This is a genomic window from Peribacillus sp. FSL K6-1552, assembly GCF_038005205.1.
GTDB lineage: Bacteria > Bacillota > Bacilli > Bacillales > DSM-1321 > Peribacillus > Peribacillus butanolivorans.
The window spans coordinates 107,530-124,752 of the sequence record NZ_JBBOST010000002.1; the positions used below are offsets into that span (position 1 = coordinate 107,530).

Consider the following 17,223-nt stretch of genomic DNA (forward strand, 5'->3'; position numbering starts at 1 on the left):
CCTTTCAACCCCCTTTCTTAGAGCAAAATAAAAAGAACTAGCCTTAAGGCTAGTTCTTTTACTAATATAAAACGTTTTCAAAAATCCAAATAATTCTTTTGATTCCTTCCCAGAACACATTAAAACACACATAATGCTCAATCGTTAGTTCGTGCCAATTTAAAAGACTGTTTATTGGAGTTATCCCTGGTTTTGGTGTAATGGTCGATATATATTTAGGATGAACTTTTGCATGAGCTTAGGAAGAATGTTTTTGCGGCGGCTTAGCAGCGTAGTAACCATTCCCTTTTTTTCCTCCATTGATACACCCCAATCGTCAGGGATAAGAGCAACAATTTCTTCGATTAATAGGATAGGCATCGTCTGAATTAGTTCAAGTTGCTCGGTAAATTGTTTCTCGTCTTCGATAAAGAGTGCCATTATTTGGTGAGTTGCACTTTTCAGAATCCCAACTGGAAGCCTTTCTAAATCAGGTAGAAGCCAATTGTAAGATCCGAACACTTCTGCATGGTCAATGGCCCACAAATGGTAGGAATTCAGATTTTCTTCATGTAAGAGAATGTTTTTACGGGTTCGATCCCTATTACACAACCAGTAATCAAATAAAATGATACTGGCTAGCGACTGGTGGTTAATAATATTGGAAACATGGGAAGCTTGGTGACCATCAATACAATTGGGTACGTACAATGAGGCAAATTGAAAGTTGGTTTGGCTCATCTGCGCCAATTCCGGAACTTGAGAAGAAAATTCTTGTGGAATTTCTACCAACTGGGCATAAGGAATAGGGAGCCCGAGGTAACGGGCTAAACAGTAGGCGACCCACTCATTTGGTAAAGTTTTTTCAAATCCTGTTTGAAAATACTTCACCACATAGTCTTTTCCATCACTAAATGTAATGAGATGTGCGTTCGATTTCCCCTCCAGTTTCTTTTGATAAACAGTGGGCATTATCATGTGTCATTCCCCTCCTCATTCGCTCCATTTTCCATATCGCAAATATTTCGTAACAAGTGAATATACTGATCTGCCACCACATTTATTGCAAATTTATTTTGAATGTGAACTATGGCTGCTTCCGACATATCTTGATAGGAATCTGGTTGATCTAAGATACCGTATAGTTGCTTAACAGCGTCTTCGACATTTTGTCCACGAAAGAGCAGTCCAGTTTTCGCTTTTACAACCAATTCTGTGACTGGCATCATATTTGAAGCAACAATAGGTACACCGCAAGCCATCGATTCAATAAAGGTATTGCCAAATGATTCTGACTTTGTGGTAGCGAGGGTGCATCCTCCTGATTGACGAATTTTCGCATAGACATGTGGCATTTGTTGATAAGGAATGACCGGAAACCATTTAATGATATCTGTGAGCTTTTCCTCTTGCCATTTGGCTTCAAATTCTTCACGTTGAACGCTTTGTGCTCCGCCAATAATCCAAATTTCAATATCATCGCGCTCACTTTTAATCCTTTTTGCAACCTCAAGCAACATTGGCCAGTTTTTACGTTTGTCCAATCTACCAATCCAACCGATAATCTTTTTGTTTTTTGGTAGTATAGGGTTACTCTCGAAATCAATTTCTTCAGTAGATAAAGGGCGGAAAAAAGAAGGATCCACACCATTGTAAATCACATTGATGGGGATGAAATCAGTCAGTATGGACACTAACCGTTTTTGATATTGTGAAGGAACAACGATGGATACCGGTTCAATTCCTTTAAAGGATTTTAAGTGAGGTTTCAGCTTCATAAGTTCTGGTGTACGAGCTTCCACAATTACGGGGCCCTTATACTTGGCTTTACGAATCCATTTATAAGCAGCCCCTGTGTCTACAACAATGATTGCGTCATAGGAATTTCCCTTAATTATTTTAATAATCTCCTGTTCGTTTTTGGTTAAATAAACAGGAGCTATATCCTGCATAATGTGTAGCCCACCGTGATCTGTCGTGTACAGAAATTCTGTATGAATTCCATGTTTTTTAAAATAGATCGCGCGGTTTCTCCATCCGGCATTTACCCCTCCAACTGTGAGCAAACGCCAGATAACAAGTACTTTCATATTGGTCTCTCCTCGTTTACATTTGGGCTCCGCCTCAAATACTTAGCTTTAGAAATAAAACTTTTCTTTATTTATTGTAAGCATTATCGGAGTTGTCACGTTTATTTATGACGAGGCTATTTGTCTTTATCTCGTTTTTGCCCTTTATTGTTGTTTGATTTATCTTTGTTCTTATCCTTATTGGTTGTCTGATTTTGCTCGTTTTTTGTCATGTTTTGTTGTTTGTCTTTATCTCGGTTCTTGTCCTTTTTTGTTGTCTGATTTTGCTCGTTTTTTGTCATGTTTTGTTGTTTGTCTTTATCTTTGTCTTTGCTTCGATTTTTATCTTTCTCACTATGTCTTCCCTGTTCAAGAAAGTCCCAATACTTATTTAACATTTCCGTTTTTTTGCTTTTTGTACTTATCTCGGTTTTTGTCCCTTTTCCTTGTTTGTCCTTTTCACTATGCCCTCCCTGTTCAAGTACACTTTCCCATGCCTGTTCATGGTAGTCCCAATACTCATCGATTTTTCCCATTACCGTATCGGGATCAACCCCCCGTGCGAGCATCGTTTTAACCCATTCTTCCTTAAATACTTTGTGTACTAAGCCTTCTAGTTGAACAACATAAATATTCTCATCTTTTGTTGTCAACAACCCTTTATTTAGAGTTTTGACTATATTGGTATTCTTCGGTTCTGACATGAGTACTTGGTACACTTCACGGGATATCTCTTCCATTCGGATATAGTGCACCCATTCTTCATACAACTCGGGGGCTAGTTCTTGTACATGGGATAAAAACAATTCCTTATTTTCTTCACCCAGGGAAGTCAATAATTTACGGGGATAAGGATAGACTCGATCACGCCAAACAGTCCTCGCTACATCAATTACTTTTAGACTGCCATCCTGCAGCAGGTAAATTTGCCTTTTATGATGGTCAATTCGCTCAAAGCCTATTTCTTTAAACGTGATTAGCATCTCGATCAATTTGGTGGAAAGTTCTTTGGTTAAGGGTTGCGATTGCAAGTATTCACGTACATCGACCCCTTTAATGATTTCCATCGCTATATAAAGCGGTCCATTCGCATAGACTTTTGGAAATAGGGTTGTGTGCTGCCCAAGGGAAAGAGCATAGTATTCTCGTTCACAATCTTCAGTATTACCAAACACTTTCACACAAATGTCGTCAGAAAGTTGAAAAACCGCTCCCTGACGTCCTTTACCAATCATCACCAATGGCGAGTTATTGACTACCTCTACGTCTGCATTATCCACATTTTGAACTTGTATATTTTGTATGCATTGATTTAAGTATTGCGTGTCCACAAATTCTCTCCTTTCATGAAAAAAGATACATAATTCTTTCTTACCTTTTTTCCTTACTAGATTTCAGATTTATAACCTCCTCATATATAATTCAAAAATGTAATACATTGTACGGGCTAGCATCTATTAAAATTTAATAAATTTATTTCTGCAAAGGGAAAACATTGACCATCAAAAAAAAACCAGGCTTAATGTATGAATGTGAATGAAGAGGAACTATGAATGGTTTTAATTGCGAAAATAGAGAACCCACCTATCATCAACTTGCAGCCTCGCTATTTTCCATATTCAAGTGACGTTTTGACAATAACCTTTTCAGGCAACCATATTATTAAACTTCCGAAGTAAGCTAATACTCATTAATAAATTCAGCTTTTGTCTTCCTATAACATTTTAAAACCAAAGTCGCACCAACCACAGATTGCACGGTAAAAAACAGAAGCGTGAGTTGCAAAGATGCAGATACGCACTTAGTGGGGGTTCTACCGCCCGTTTATCTACTATAAAAATATTTCCAATAACTATTGACCTTAACGCAACGTAAAGGTTTATAGTGATTTTGTCAGGAGGTAACGACAATGGAGTATACAGTGCAAAAACTAGGGTTGATAGCCGGTATTAGTACTCGGACTTTGAGATATTATGATGAAATTGGGATTCTTAAACCAGCAAGAATTAACTCATCAGGATACCGCATATATGGTCAAGATGAGGTTGATAAGCTACAGCAGATACTTTTTTACAGAGAGTTAGGTGTGAGCTTAGAAAGCATTAAAGATATAGTTACCGCCCCCTCTTTTGATAGAGCGAAAGCACTGAGAGAACATCGCCAGAAACTTCTTGAAAAAAGAGAACAATTGGATTTACTGATTTCAAATGTTGATAAAACCATTTCGTTAACAGAAGGGAGAATTACAATGTCTAATAAAGAAAAGTTCGAAGGGTTTAAGCAGAAGTTAGTTGATGACAATGAAATGAAGTATGGCAAGGAAGCTCGTGAGAAGTACGGTGATGACGCGGTTAACAAGTCTAATCAAAAAGTAAAAGGAATGTCCCAAGAACAATATAATATGGTTACAAAACTTGAGACAGAGGTGCTTGAAACACTTCATGCTGCATTTAAAACCGGTGATCCTGCTGGAGAATTAGCTCAAAAAGGAGCTGATTTACATCGTCAGTGGTTAAGCTTTTATTGGGATAGCTATACGAAAGAAGCACATGCAGGAGTTGCTCAGTTATATGTAAATGATGAAAGATTCACTTCATACTATGACGCTAAACAACCTGGAACAGCTAAATTCTTAAGAGATGCGGTCCTCGTTTATACGGGAATGAAAAACTGTTAGGGGGACTTTAACCCCTAATAGTACACCCTTCTCTTAAAATTCTCTTGTATAGGGCTCCTGTCGCTTCTTATTAGGATTCACTGGTATTTCTTTACTAAATCCAATATTGCTATCTCTATGAGATCACTCTTATTAAACTTCTGTTGCTCTGCAAACTTATCAAGCAAGGACCCAACTTCTCGGTTTATGACAATGGTTTTCCTTACTTTGTCGCCTTTTTTTTCTAAAGTGACTACCCTTTGATAAAGATCGTCTCTATCTCCCTGGCTATCCTCATGCTGATCATCAAGGACATATCCCCTTATCAGGTCCCTCAATATCGCTACTTCCTCTGGTGTGAAACCCGTGTGAATATTATATTCACCTTCATTTCTTACGCTGTTCACATCGAGTGAAATACCTTGTGGTTTTCTAGGTGAATTCTGTTTCACATCAGGTAAACTAGTCTGTACGTTAATAAACTCAAACACGGATTGATAAAGGGGTTGTTCTCCTTCACCTGCATAAAACCAGCCTTTAGGATTTTTGTTCCGATACTCATACCCTGCATTATGCAATGCTTCCTTTAATCTCTTCTCTCCAATCTTAGCCTAGTATTTTGCAATCTTAGCCATTGTATTTCCTGGCATGGATAGCTCGTCTAACACCTCTTTAATTTTCATAATTCACATTCCCTTCACACTGTTATGACTGTTATTTCACATATTCTCCATACTGGTGTGAATTCCCTTCACTTTTATTAAACATATCTGTAAATGAACGGTATTTATAGCCTATTGGGTAAGGTTTAATTTTTATTAACTTATAGAATGTGAAAAGAAGATACAATTTTAAGAAAAATAAAAAAACAAACCCCTTGAAAATCAAGGAGCTTGTCCATTCAAGATCATCAAAGAATATGAAAATGATGATACTGAGTTGCGGATGCTATATTCGAGGTGTTGGACTAATGAAAAAACGAGATGTAAACATACTGGCCGATTTACATCGTTTTTGATACAGGATGGGGCTCCATATTTTTCATATCCTATAAATATCGCTCTACAAGAATGCTAACCTACCTCGTCTCAATAAGAAAATGAGCAGTTGCAACAGCTTAGCTTGTCCCACTCTTGTATCCGTTTTCTTTTCTCTATCTATTCTTTGCTCTTTTTAATTCGCTTGATCTTATATTGTTCAAAATCCCAATTCGCCAAAAATTCTTTTGCAGAGGTATAGCCTGATTTATAGAGAAAGTCAATTTCATCTTCATTCAGTTCAAAATCAGTCGCGTTGATGTGGCCAGTTGGAATTTGAATCGTGCGTTCAATCGTTTCTTCGTTCATATGCCGTAAATCATGGGCTTGAAGCATCGTTTTAAATATATTTTTGAAAAGATGGATCGGCGTTGGTATAACCGCATCTATGTTAACTTCATCTTTAACAAAATGGAATCCGAACGTTGGAAAACGAGGTTGCTCTGTTGTATCAAATATCCATATTGGGAAGTTACTAAGTAAACCACCATCTAAAATGTAGGATTTGTTACGGTCTTTTGATTTCCAAATAACCGGACGGAAGAAAAATGGCAAGGATGCACTCATCATAACGGCAGTTGAAACTTTTAAATCAGCAGGAGTCATACTATAGCGATCCAAATCGTCTGGTAAAATAAGCATTTGACCATTCGAAACATCTGAAGCAATAATCTTCAACTTTCCATCTGGAAGATCCGCAAATGTCTTAATACCTTTTTTGGAAAGAAGTGAATCCATCCATGTTTCCAAATAATCGTTTTTGTAAATTCCGAGATGAACCATAAGCTCTAAAAAGGTACCGAAAATAGGTATCCGATTTAAAATCGTTTTCCCTCGAAGCTTTGAAAAATCAATTTCACTCAATCGATCTCTAATTTCATAGCTTTTGTATCCGCTTGCTAAAAGAGCAGCTATTACAGCTCCCGCTGATGTTCCAGCCAGTCTTTCCCATACTACTTTTTCCTCTTCCATAGCTTGAATCGCTCCAACAAAAGCAATTCCCCTGGCTCCACCACCTTCAAAAACTGCATCTGCCCTCATATTTTCCACTCCTCGATAAGAGTTATTTATTATTAACCTGCTATATTAATACAAAAACAATTATGACTATACATTTTTGAAACACTACCACAGCTAAACAAAAAGCAGTTACTATAATCTACAAGTACCACTTAAATGTTTTTACTTTTAGAACAAACATTAAACCTACTCTTTTAAAAAAAACGTCAGACGCCTCTAAAATGATTATTTAACAGATGTCAATGATATAAAAAGTGCCAGTGTCCCTATCTTTTTATATGCATTAATATACTAAAAGGTTCTCTAGTCAACGAAAACTAGAGTATAAAACTCATAGGGAGGGTGCCTACAGTATTTGTGATTTTGATAGGGCTAAGGATATCCATCTACCTTTTAAGGACAGGGAATAATGTCTACAAAGTTATCGTAGTGGTCACGGTATGTTTCGGTGTACGTTGTAGGTGGGCACAGCGTGGCACGGCGAAACATCTCTTCTGCTTCTTCTTTAAGAATATTTTTGGCATCTAAATAATCGGCGAGCTTTTCACGAAGCGCCTTCAAGTAATCATTGTGAGTATCGAAGCCCAATTGCTGAATGGTTTTTACACTTTCATAGGTGCCGATGAAATCACCAATATAGTGCGCCTCACCGAGCTCCACAAATGGCAACCGTGGAACTCGTTCCCCACTTGCATTTACAGAAATGGCATTACCATTCTCGTCTTCTATAAGGGTGCCGTCAGCAGCTGCTAATAAATGATGGCTCACAGGTGGTTGTTTGCCTTTACGCACCCACTTGTCTCCCTGCAGAAAGTGTGCGCGCAGCTCAGGTGAAAAGCTAGCTGGTGTTGTTCTATTTGTAGTTGTAAGCGACGCAAATACTAAGTGATCAGGGATGTGGGGTGAACCTGCAACAGCGTAGAAGCGATATTGATTCAGCTCGATACCGCGATCCACAAATTCTGAGGATGCCCCCTCGAATTCAGAATTGACAACAATTATCTTGCCATCATAGAGTCCTGCCGATATTGCTGCTTGTGGATCATGTCCAAATGCAGTGAATGGAAGTGCAAAATCAAAAACACCTTCTGCAAGTCCGGAGGTAATTAAGCGGAGAACAGGGTCAGAGGAATCCGAGAAACCGGTAATAGACCGTCGTTCAATGTCTCCAAGAATTCGTCTTGCAATGCGATCTATTTTCAGAGCCTTGGCAAATTCAGAAATGATCTCGTCGTCAACTCGTCCATTTTCTTCAATGAAACCACCATTGATGAACACTCCGGGCACAGTAGGGTCAAGGATTCTGCGATTTCGACCGTCAAAGGACGTTGTACTCCAGCCGACACCTGCATGGGAAAATCCACGGGAGAATAAAAACTCCTCCCCCAAATAGAATACCCTTGCACCAAGTGCAATATTGAAGTGCGGAGGTTCTACTAGGACAGTCTGGTTACCTTTTTCGGGATTTACAGGAGCAGCAATCCGATAGGGCACACGAAATTTTCCAGTAGAGGTGCGTCCCGAAAAGATTCCATCATATTGCACGTATTCTATACCCCCAAAAGCACCAATCCGTCTCTTGCGCGGCTCCTCTAATCTAGGAATAGGCCTAATTCCCAAATCTGACAAATTAAAACACCTCCTTAATGATAAAGTTATTATAGTAAATGCAATGTAAAGGTAATTTGTATAAGACAAACTGAACTATTTTTCGTCATTTAAAATGATTGCACAAAAATAGCAGGTAGAATCATCCATTGTGATCCTTACCATGCAAAAGTGAATGATTGGATAGATACAAATATCAATATTAATATTTATTTTGGCTGAATTGATTGCTTCAGTCTTTTTTTATGCAAAAAAATATTCAATGTGTAACCTCCTTAAAAGCCAAAGTTTCAATATGGTTATTTATTGTTTTATAAAGAGTGAAGATTTTTTTACACGGTCCAGATTCAAAAAAAAGAAAGGCTGCTGAATTTTAGAAAGTTGTTTTTTCGTATGGATCAGGACGAAAAATAGAAAAATAGGACAAGTACATGAGAGGTCGGATAATTAGGAATTATTACCTACGTAAGCGTTGGATGGCTTATTTGTTATGGAAAAACAATGTTATTTTTTGAAAAAAAATATCACCTTTCTTCTGTATTAAGAACAACGAAAAACCGCCAGCAAAACGCGGATTTACAACGTTAAGGATATTCCAGTATTAAAAATCCCAATCTCTCATTTATATCACTGAGAGATTGGGAATTATTCAACAAATCTTCTATTAGCTGATATTGAAGAAAAGCACAGTTCATGGCTCGCTCCTAGAATTTCTTAATTTATTTCTTAGTTTGTCAATCCATGTTTCTTCAGGAAACTCAGCTAGGAATGAGTCGACAAATTCTGCAATATCATTTCCTACTACTTCTCGTATACTTAAACCATCACTGGCACTACTCTCGAACATCTCTAAAATATTGGTTAAAACCTCAAACATACCCGATCCCTTAGCAAAGTTCCACATATAATTTTCAATTGCTTTCATTGCCTTTTTTTGTATTCTTCAGGTAATTGATTCACTCTTTTTTGTGATAGCAAATGCATTCATCGCAGCGGCTGACTATTGATATGGCTAATCCCATAATGGTGTACTTACCCTAACTGGCGTTTAAATTCTTTACTGGCGAAGAAGTAAGCGATGACCATGATGCCGACGCACCAGGCAAGCGCGATCCAGATACCGTTGCCAACAGACCCTTCATACAAGAGGGCACGAATCGCATTCACGATTGAAGTCACGGGCTGGTTCTCAGCGAACGCACGGACAATTTTAGGCATGGTTTCGGTGGGGACAAAGGCCGAACTGATAAAGGGCAGGAAAATCAGCGGGTACGAGTAGGCTGTCGCCCCTTCCATAGACCCCGCTGTCAATCCGGGAATGACAGCCAGCCATGTCAGCGCCAGCGTAAACAGCCCGAGTATCCCAGCTACCGCGAACCAATCCAGGATATCAGCGCTGGAACGGAAGCCCATCAAGAGCGCGACGAGGATAACCACCACGACAGTAAGCGCATTGGAAACAAGCGAGGTCAACACGTGAGCCCACAATACCGACGAGCGCTTGATAGGCATGGTAATGAAACGCGCCATCAGCCCGCTCTTTACATCCGTAAACAGCCGCACGGAAGTGTAAGCGACGCCGGATGCGATAGCCATCAGCAAGATTCCCGGCAATAAATAATTGACGTAGTTGTCCGTGCCTGTCTCTATGGCGCCGCCAAATACGTAGACAAACAGCAGCAGCATCATAATCGGCGTAATCGCCACCGTGATAATCGTATCCGGGCTGCGCATGATGTTGCGCATTAAACGCCCTAGTAATACCCCTGTTTTGCTATTCATTTACATCTCCTCCTTTTTGCCGATGATAGCGAGGAAAATTTCCTCCAATGTCGGCTGCTTCTCGATGTACTCCACTTTCGCTGGCGGGAACATCTCCTTGAGTTCGGTAAGGGTACCGGTCGTGATGATTTTTCCGCCATGCAGGATGGCGATACGGTCCGCCAGTTGTTCGGCTTCCTCCAGGTACTGGGTCGTCAGCAAGATGGTCGTTCCGCCGCCGGCAAGCTCCTTGACGGTATCCCAGACTTCAATCCGCGCTTCGGGGTCAAGCCCTGTCGTCGGTTCGTCGAGAAAAATGACAGCTGGCGTCCCGATCAGGCTCATGGCGATGTCAAGCCGGCGCTTCATCCCGCCGGAATATTTGTCCGCCCGGCGGTTGACCGCATCGGTCAGGCTGAATCTTGCAAGCAGATTGTCGGCGACTTGAGCGGGATTGGAAACTCCCCGCAACTTGGCGATCATCATCAGGTTTTCCCGCCCGGTGAGCATGCCGTCTAAAGCTGCGAACTGCCCTGTCAGGCTGATGCTCTGGCGAACATGATCCGGTTGACGCTGGACGTCAAAGCCACAAATACCTACTTCGCCGCCATCGGCCTTCATCAGCGTCGAGAGGATGTTGACCGTCGTCGTCTTGCCCGCTCCATTTGAGCCCAGCAGTGCGAAAATTTCGCCACGCCGCACCTCAAAATCCACCCCCTTTAAGACTTCATTGTCTTTAAAGGATTTTCTTAACCCTTTTACAGAAATCGCTGCATTGCTCATACTTTTTTCCTCCTTATAAAAAGCGCCTTGCGGAGCTAGAGTGCCTATACTCTTCTATTTAGTCTGACTGATAATCTGTATAACTTATTACCGAGTTAAAAATATAACTGAATAGCGAAGGTGGCATTTCACATTTGTAACCAGCTGTTCAGTCGGTATTATCTATTGAATTTACTTTTTTCCCAATCGTTTCATGATACTCTGATTCAAATCTTCACGATACTTGGCGACATAGGTTTTAGCGTTTGCCACTAGTTCGTCGGCAAAGGACGCCACGTCGTCCCCAGTGATTTCCAGCACTTGTCTGCCTTCCGCCGCACCGGCTTCGAACAACTCAATTAATTCATACTGTATGTGCAGCATATCCATCCCGCTGCCCGCCGCTGAGAAATTCCACATGTAGTTTTGAATTTTCTTAAATACATACTGGTAGTCCTCTGGCAGGGCTTCAACCCGTGCCATCATCATCTTGTATTCTTTTTTATCACCAATCATTTTTTTGAACATTTCCATCATGCTATTTTTCCTCCTTATAAAAAACGCCTTGCGGAGCTAGATTGCCTATACTCTTCTATTTAGTCTGACTGATAATCTGTATAACTTATTACCGGGTTGAAAATTAACTGAATAGCGAAGGTGGCAATTCACATTTGTAACCAGCTATTCAGTCGGTATTATCTATTGAATTTATTTTTTCCCAATCGCTTCATGATACTCTGATTCAAATCTTCACGATACTTGGCGACATAGGTTTTAGCGTTTGCCACTAGTTCGTCGGCAAAGGACGCCACGTCGTCCCCAGTGATTTCCAGCACTTGTCTGCCTTCCGCCGCACCGGCTTCGAACAACTCGATTAATTCATACTGTATGTGCAGCATATCCATCCCGCTGCCCGCCGCTGAGAAATTCCACATGTAGTTTTGAATTTTCTTAAATACAAACTGGTAGTCTTCTGGCAGGGCTTCAACTCGTGCCATCATCATCTTGTATTCTTTTTTATCACCAATCATTTTTTTGAACATTTCCATCATGTTATTTTTCCTCCTTTTTTATAAAGCTGAACAAGACACTCCAAAAATATCGTACGGAATATCTTATGAAGCTAGATTGACTTCAAGACGTTGATTTTTGATGATACAAAATCCCATTTTTCCCAAAACAATTCAAGTTCCTGGCGGCCAGCCTCATTAAGTGAGTAAAACTTGCGGGGCGGCCCCATATCTGACGGTTTCTTTTTCATGGTTACCAATTTTTTCTTTTCTAATCGCACGAGGATGGTGTAGACCGTCCCTTCCACGACTTCAGTAAACCCAAGCTCGTTCAGGCGGCGGGTAATCTCGTAGCCATAGGTTTCATGGCGGCTGATGATTTCCAGCACGCAGCCTTCCAGAGAACCCTTCAGCATTTCAGTTAAATTTTCCATGTTCAGAGGCTCCTCTATTTTGTCTGACTTATATTCAGTATAACTTAGTACTAAGGGAAATTTTTACTGAATAGCTTTTGGGAAATCATGCTATTCAGTATTGCTTATTACATGTACACTGTAACACCGAGTAGCGGAGGTGTCAACTATTTTTCTTAAAAATACTTTTGCAACCTTACTATTCAGTGGTGTTGGTATCCAGTGCGACTCACTACAGGTATATCGTAGCACGTAGTAGATGGACTGTCAACTGGATTTTCTAAATATTTATAAAACCAGCTATCATCATTGGATACAGCCGATTTTCTTTATGGAGCTTTTACTTCCTCCTATGCTTCTTTCAAAATGATTACACCGCGGATCATTCCCATCCAGCAGCTGTACATGTAGGTTCCCGGTTTCTCCTGTTTGAATCTTTTGGAGCACCACACCTTCAAGAACTCCCCTAAGCATTTCCGTTAAATGTTTCATATATCCTCCTTACAAACTAATCGTCATTACTCAGTACTACTATATAGTATTACGAAGTAGAAGAAATGTGTCAAGTAATTTTATTCATATCATTTATTTGGGCAGCTTTACACTTGCTAAGTCTAAGCATTTAAGGCAGTTTTTATGAATAATAAAAAACCGATTTCTCAATACAGGAGAAATCGGTTTTCTCAAATCTTAGAATTTGCTTGATACAAATTTTCGGGACATTGATGGTTTTGTTAGGGGACACAAAGGGGACATTGATGGATTTTTCATGTACCCATAAAAACACTAGGCTTTGCCTAGTTCCGCAACGTTGTTGGGGACAGTTTTTCCTTATGCTCTTTCTAACTCATAGCTTTTAAAACGTAAATAAGAAAGAAATAAAAAGGAAACTAATTTTTGTTTTAGTTCCGGTAATATTTCGTAATAGATCCTTGTCTTTTATTGGTTCGGGCCGACTCCTCCTTTTTCGTAAACACCAGAAGACCTCGCCTATACTATTTAACATAACCGAGGTCTTCTGGTACTTTAAAGTTGTCGCCGGCCAGAAGTGAGTTGTAAGTATAAAATGGAGTGAACGGGTTGGGAAGTAAAAAGAAAAGTGGTTTGAATATAAAAGAAATGGAAAGTCGAAATGAGGTCTCGAAAAAACAGGGATTTGTTTAGAGTCGTTTGAAAGATGTTTTTAAAAATTCGTCGTTCATGCTGTTTATTGGGCTTTCTGAGGTGTTTTAATTTTTTTCGAATAACAAAAGTAAGTGAAAAGGTTTTTGACGTTATAAACGGCCTTTAATGGGTTTTAAAAAGCCTTAAGGATTTGATAAATTGTGTTTTTACTTTAATTTAAAATGAAAAAAAAGGAGTGAAGATATGAAGAAAGAAAAAGTTGATTTTCTTGGGGTAGGAGTTTCATTCCTTTTACCAATATAATATTCTATGATTATTTAAAAAAGGGACAGGCTATTTTTAAAGTGTTTAGCACATTTTATGAAAAATTATGAGGGTACCTCACCGTTCACAAAAGTATACTTTTGTGAACTTTTTTTGATTGTTACTTCTTTAAAATAGCTTATGTTAAACAATGCTTTTGATTTTTCTTCTTCAACTAGCGGGGCAGATTAGTTCATTAAAGGAGATAGGAATTTAATAGAAAAATTTGGATCAAAACTCATTATAAATTTACAGTTATATCATAAAAAATCTTGCTCATAAAGAAGAGGTGAGAATTCACCTCGATATCTTCTCTGTATAATGTTACCACTCTCTAGTTGGATGCATTTGGTGCCACTGTTGCCAAGAACCATGAGGATAGTGCTGAGGGACCGACGTCAAAACGTAGATTTTATATATTGAGACAGTTAGGTGCTATTACATACAGTTGAGGACAGAAGGTTCACTCGTTTTTCGTTTTGGTAAATGGAAGATGGACAAATCCCGTTTCTTGCGGGCTTCGCGGGTTCTATGATAAGCCCGCAAGAAACGGGTTTATTTGCATCTTGCTTTTTGCTAGCTTTGCATTTCTCACAAAGTAAGTATAGATAAGCGTACAAGCAAAACTTTTAAGAACACAAACAAAATGGTAGACAGATAAAAAGTGTTATACCACTAAAACATCCTTAATTAAGTTACAAATTAACTTGTTCCCTTTTCTATTTAAATGTTGATCATCTAACATCAAGTAAACATTTGGATGATCTATGTCTATATGTTTCTCCATATCTATATAAAAAATTTGTTGCTGATCACTTCCGCTCATTAAAATGTTATTATATTTATTTATTTGTTGAAGAGTCCCGGGGTACTTCTCCTCCACTCTTTTTGACGTTGGACAAATTCCTATAATAATTAACTTTGTCTGTTTTCTCTTCTTTAATAACTCAATAATCTTGTCATAATACATAGAAAAATTTCCAATATCGGTTTTTGGCTTGCCGTTTAATTCTTTACGCGGCCAGCAATCAACAATTCCAACGTGCAAAATAATAATATCAGGCTGAAAGTAAAATAAGTGACCAAATAACTGTACATAGACATCTCCAATACATTGTCCATGTTGTGCACGATTAATGATCTCTGTTTTGGAATAAATCTTAGAAAGTTCTTTTTGCAATAAATATCCGTAAGTATTATGGAGATGAATCCCAAGTTCTTCATCTTTTTCCGGATCAAATGTACGAATGTTATATGGTCTTGGGAGTGCCAATGAATCACCGGTGATTAAAACTCTTATTCTATCTTCTATTTTGGAAGTTATATTCACTTCCTTTTCACTATAATTAATAAGAAAAAGCTTCCACCATTTACTGTAACTCATACTTTTCACCTCCATATACTTATACTCTAGAATATGCACAGCTTGTCCTTCCGTGTGAACAAGTTCTCTACTAAAGTAAAATATACGAATGTACTTACATGGGTCTTACATTTTTTAAAAGGTGGGCTAATGTGGGACTTACATTTTTATTAAAAAAGCAAGTATTTAGTGCTATCACTAAATGTTAATAAATATCCCCTTACGTCCCCCTATTGAACGGACGTTTTTCTCTTAAAGTAACGTTCTTACTGCATCAAAATAAATAAAATTACTTGAAGAAAAAAATAAAGAAGATGGATTAGTGAAAAACGCTAAAATGTTTCAATACGTTGTTCGTTTCTTCTTCGGTAATGACTATATAGCGTGGGGTAACAGAAGGATATTGGCATGCAGAATCCGTTGCAGCATGCCAATATCCTTCGTGGCTTTGGTAAAACCAATAGCCAAACGTTTTCCGTAAGATATGGTTGCCCACATGTTCCACCCCAGCGAACATAACCAGCCTTTCTTTTAGGCTCTATTAAACTTTGTTGTTCATTGTAATCAAAAAGAAGAGACCAAAAATAGACGGTCTTTTCTTGTAAAGCTTGATAAAAAAACAATTATTACATTTAAACTTTAGGACATAAAAACTGTACTTCTTTTATTCCAGTATCATAGTTTCGAAAAATAAACTGTTTCTTGCAATTCTATTGTTTCAATATCAACATACATATTCATAAGACTTGTATATTCCACATCATTAAACCTCTTGTAAAATTATATAAAAACACTACAATGACTAGAAGAAAATCTACATTCTGCGTAACAGAGCTAGAAAATAAAATACTTTGAAATTGTTAAGACAAACGAACCAAGAAGGCGAGCGGAAATCCGTTTGCCTCTTTGGTTCGTTTTAATTCTGGAAAACGATGCTATCTATTAATGTTCGCCATTTTCATTTTGCTGCTCTTGATCGTATTCATGGATAGTATTCACCTTGATGGTTTTGGTCAGGCTCCCGACCAAAACCATCAATCTCTAAGCGATCCTTGAACGCCTGGATTACAGAGTACGCATTGGTATCAGGTGTATCCAGCATGCCTTGAAAATTCACATTTTTGATTCCCTTTTTCTCGCCATAATTGCATGCATGATTATGCCCGTTGAAGTAAGCCACTACATTGCCCGCAGACTCCAGTTCCCGCATGATTTCAGCGTCATTCCATGCATTGTGCTCGTTGGTAGGGTATACCGGATGATGCCCAATCACCACAACTTTTTCATTCTTTTTAGCCGATTTTTTAAGAACGTTATGTAGCCATGTCATTTGTTCGGAACCTACTCCGCCATTCCAGGTCTGAGCATTTTTCGCTCCGGACGCCTGTAGTTGATTATACATCTTTTCGGCTTGTTGATATGTCAATGAACCTGGTTCATTGGCATACAGGCTCAGGTCATTGGTGTCTAACACGACAAAACGCCAGCCTTTTTCAGCAAAGTCATAATATTGATTCTTCATACCTAAAATGTCAACCACTTGGTCTGTTGGTACTGCGAAATCATGGTTGCCGAGCACATTATATTTGGGACCATTAATTTTGTTAAAGTAAGGAAGTATGGTATTAAAACTGTCCACGTTCCGGTCAATCATATCTCCCATCTGTACAGTGAACTTAAGATCATGCTGATTGAGTGCAGCTGTTGCTTCCTGCAATTTGCTTATCGAATTCCGGTAATAGCGTACACCCGCTGCATCACAATCACAGTATTGAATATCGGTAATAAGCCCGAATTCAAAGGAAGGCTTTTTGTCTGTATGTTCGTTCCTTTCTGCAGATGCAGATGTGGATGCAAATAGAGATAATCCTAATGCGATAGAATTTACAAAGCCTTCAACCAAGAAAACTGCGAATGTGCACCGCTCAGTCGCAGTACAATAAAACAAAGCCAGATACGTAGGGTCGACCAAGATATTGTTTCATAATATTATGTGCTTCTTCTACACCAAAAGATTGCTAAGCCTCTCCCACGTCAACCACTCTGCCAGTTCCACTGTTGTAATATTGCATAGTTCACATAATTCGTAACCTATCCACCCATCCCTAGCAGGCACA

16 protein-coding genes and 1 pseudogene are annotated in these 17,223 nt (G+C 38.9%); 1 reads left to right on the forward strand and 16 read right to left on the reverse strand.

Annotated elements, in window-relative coordinates:
• Positions 1-180 precede the first annotated feature (180 nt).
• The 3 genes from NST21_RS28515 to NST21_RS28525 form a co-directional block, all read right to left on the reverse strand.
• Positions 181-957 (reverse strand): HipA family kinase, encoded by a 777-nt coding sequence (locus tag NST21_RS28515; protein ID WP_340892826.1) that lies wholly within the window; start codon positions 955-957, stop codon positions 181-183.
• Positions 954-2,069, reverse strand: coding sequence for a glycosyltransferase family 4 protein (locus NST21_RS28520; RefSeq protein ID WP_340892827.1), 1,116 nt, complete (start codon positions 2,067-2,069; stop codon positions 954-956). Before NST21_RS28520 ends, NST21_RS28515 begins: the two co-directional genes overlap by 4 nt.
• A 116-nt stretch (positions 2,070-2,185) precedes the next feature.
• Positions 2,186-3,379: a hypothetical protein gene (locus NST21_RS28525; protein ID WP_340892829.1), complete on the reverse strand. Its 1,194-nt coding sequence runs from the start codon at positions 3,377-3,379 to the stop codon at positions 2,186-2,188.
• A gap of 578 nt (positions 3,380-3,957) precedes the next feature.
• On the opposite strand from NST21_RS28525, the gene NST21_RS28530 reads away from it, so the two are divergent.
• Positions 3,958-4,725: a MerR family transcriptional regulator gene (locus NST21_RS28530; RefSeq protein WP_340892833.1), complete on the forward strand. Its 768-nt coding sequence runs from the start codon at positions 3,958-3,960 to the stop codon at positions 4,723-4,725.
• A gap of 77 nt (positions 4,726-4,802) precedes the next feature.
• Here NST21_RS28530 and NST21_RS28535 read toward each other — a convergent pair whose 3' ends face one another.
• The 13 genes and pseudogenes from NST21_RS28535 to NST21_RS28595 form a co-directional block, all read right to left on the reverse strand.
• Positions 4,803-5,282 carry a hypothetical protein gene (locus NST21_RS28535; protein WP_340892835.1) on the reverse strand — a complete coding sequence of 160 codons (480 nt, stop codon included), beginning with the start codon at positions 5,280-5,282 and terminating at the stop codon, positions 4,803-4,805.
• A 579-nt stretch (positions 5,283-5,861) separates the two neighbouring features.
• Positions 5,862-6,782 carry a patatin-like phospholipase family protein gene (locus tag NST21_RS28540; RefSeq protein WP_340892837.1) on the reverse strand — a complete coding sequence of 307 codons (921 nt, stop codon included), beginning with the start codon at positions 6,780-6,782 and terminating at the stop codon, positions 5,862-5,864.
• A gap of 372 nt (positions 6,783-7,154) precedes the next feature.
• Positions 7,155-8,390, reverse strand: coding sequence for an alpha/beta hydrolase domain-containing protein (locus NST21_RS28545; protein WP_340892838.1), 1,236 nt, complete (start codon positions 8,388-8,390; stop codon positions 7,155-7,157).
• A 670-nt stretch (positions 8,391-9,060) separates the two neighbouring features.
• Positions 9,061-9,353, reverse strand: a pseudogene (locus tag NST21_RS28550) (DUF1048 domain-containing protein).
• Positions 9,354-9,401: 48 nt separating this feature from the next.
• Positions 9,402-10,151: an ABC transporter permease gene (locus NST21_RS28555; protein ID WP_340892839.1), complete on the reverse strand. Its 750-nt coding sequence runs from the start codon at positions 10,149-10,151 to the stop codon at positions 9,402-9,404.
• Positions 10,152-10,913: an ABC transporter ATP-binding protein gene (locus NST21_RS28560; RefSeq protein WP_340892843.1), complete on the reverse strand. Its 762-nt coding sequence runs from the start codon at positions 10,911-10,913 to the stop codon at positions 10,152-10,154.
• Positions 10,914-11,084: 171 nt separating this feature from the next.
• Positions 11,085-11,429: a DUF1048 domain-containing protein gene (locus NST21_RS28565; protein ID WP_340892844.1), complete on the reverse strand. Its 345-nt coding sequence runs from the start codon at positions 11,427-11,429 to the stop codon at positions 11,085-11,087.
• Positions 11,430-11,587: 158 nt separating this feature from the next.
• The gene (locus NST21_RS28570) at positions 11,588-11,944 is read right to left on the reverse strand and encodes a DUF1048 domain-containing protein (protein ID WP_328114574.1); all 357 of its coding nucleotides are present in this window, start codon (positions 11,942-11,944) and stop codon (positions 11,588-11,590) included.
• A 71-nt stretch (positions 11,945-12,015) separates the two neighbouring features.
• Positions 12,016-12,336, reverse strand: a complete 321-nt coding sequence (locus tag NST21_RS28575) for a PadR family transcriptional regulator (RefSeq protein WP_056521385.1) — start codon at positions 12,334-12,336, stop codon at positions 12,016-12,018.
• Between the two features lie 285 nt (positions 12,337-12,621).
• Positions 12,622-12,807, reverse strand: a complete 186-nt coding sequence (locus NST21_RS28580; RefSeq protein ID WP_340453189.1) for a hypothetical protein — start codon at positions 12,805-12,807, stop codon at positions 12,622-12,624.
• A gap of 1,603 nt (positions 12,808-14,410) precedes the next feature.
• On the reverse strand, positions 14,411-15,127 hold the full coding sequence (locus NST21_RS28585; protein ID WP_340892845.1) for an SGNH/GDSL hydrolase family protein: 717 nt from the start codon (positions 15,125-15,127) through the stop codon (positions 14,411-14,413).
• A 298-nt stretch (positions 15,128-15,425) separates the two neighbouring features.
• The gene (locus NST21_RS28590) at positions 15,426-15,602 is read right to left on the reverse strand and encodes a hypothetical protein (RefSeq protein ID WP_340892846.1); all 177 of its coding nucleotides are present in this window, start codon (positions 15,600-15,602) and stop codon (positions 15,426-15,428) included.
• Between the two features lie 486 nt (positions 15,603-16,088).
• Complete coding sequence (locus NST21_RS28595; protein WP_340892847.1) at positions 16,089-17,078, reverse strand: metallophosphoesterase; 990 nt, start codon at positions 17,076-17,078, stop codon at positions 16,089-16,091.
• Between the last annotated feature and the right edge of the window lie 145 nt (positions 17,079-17,223).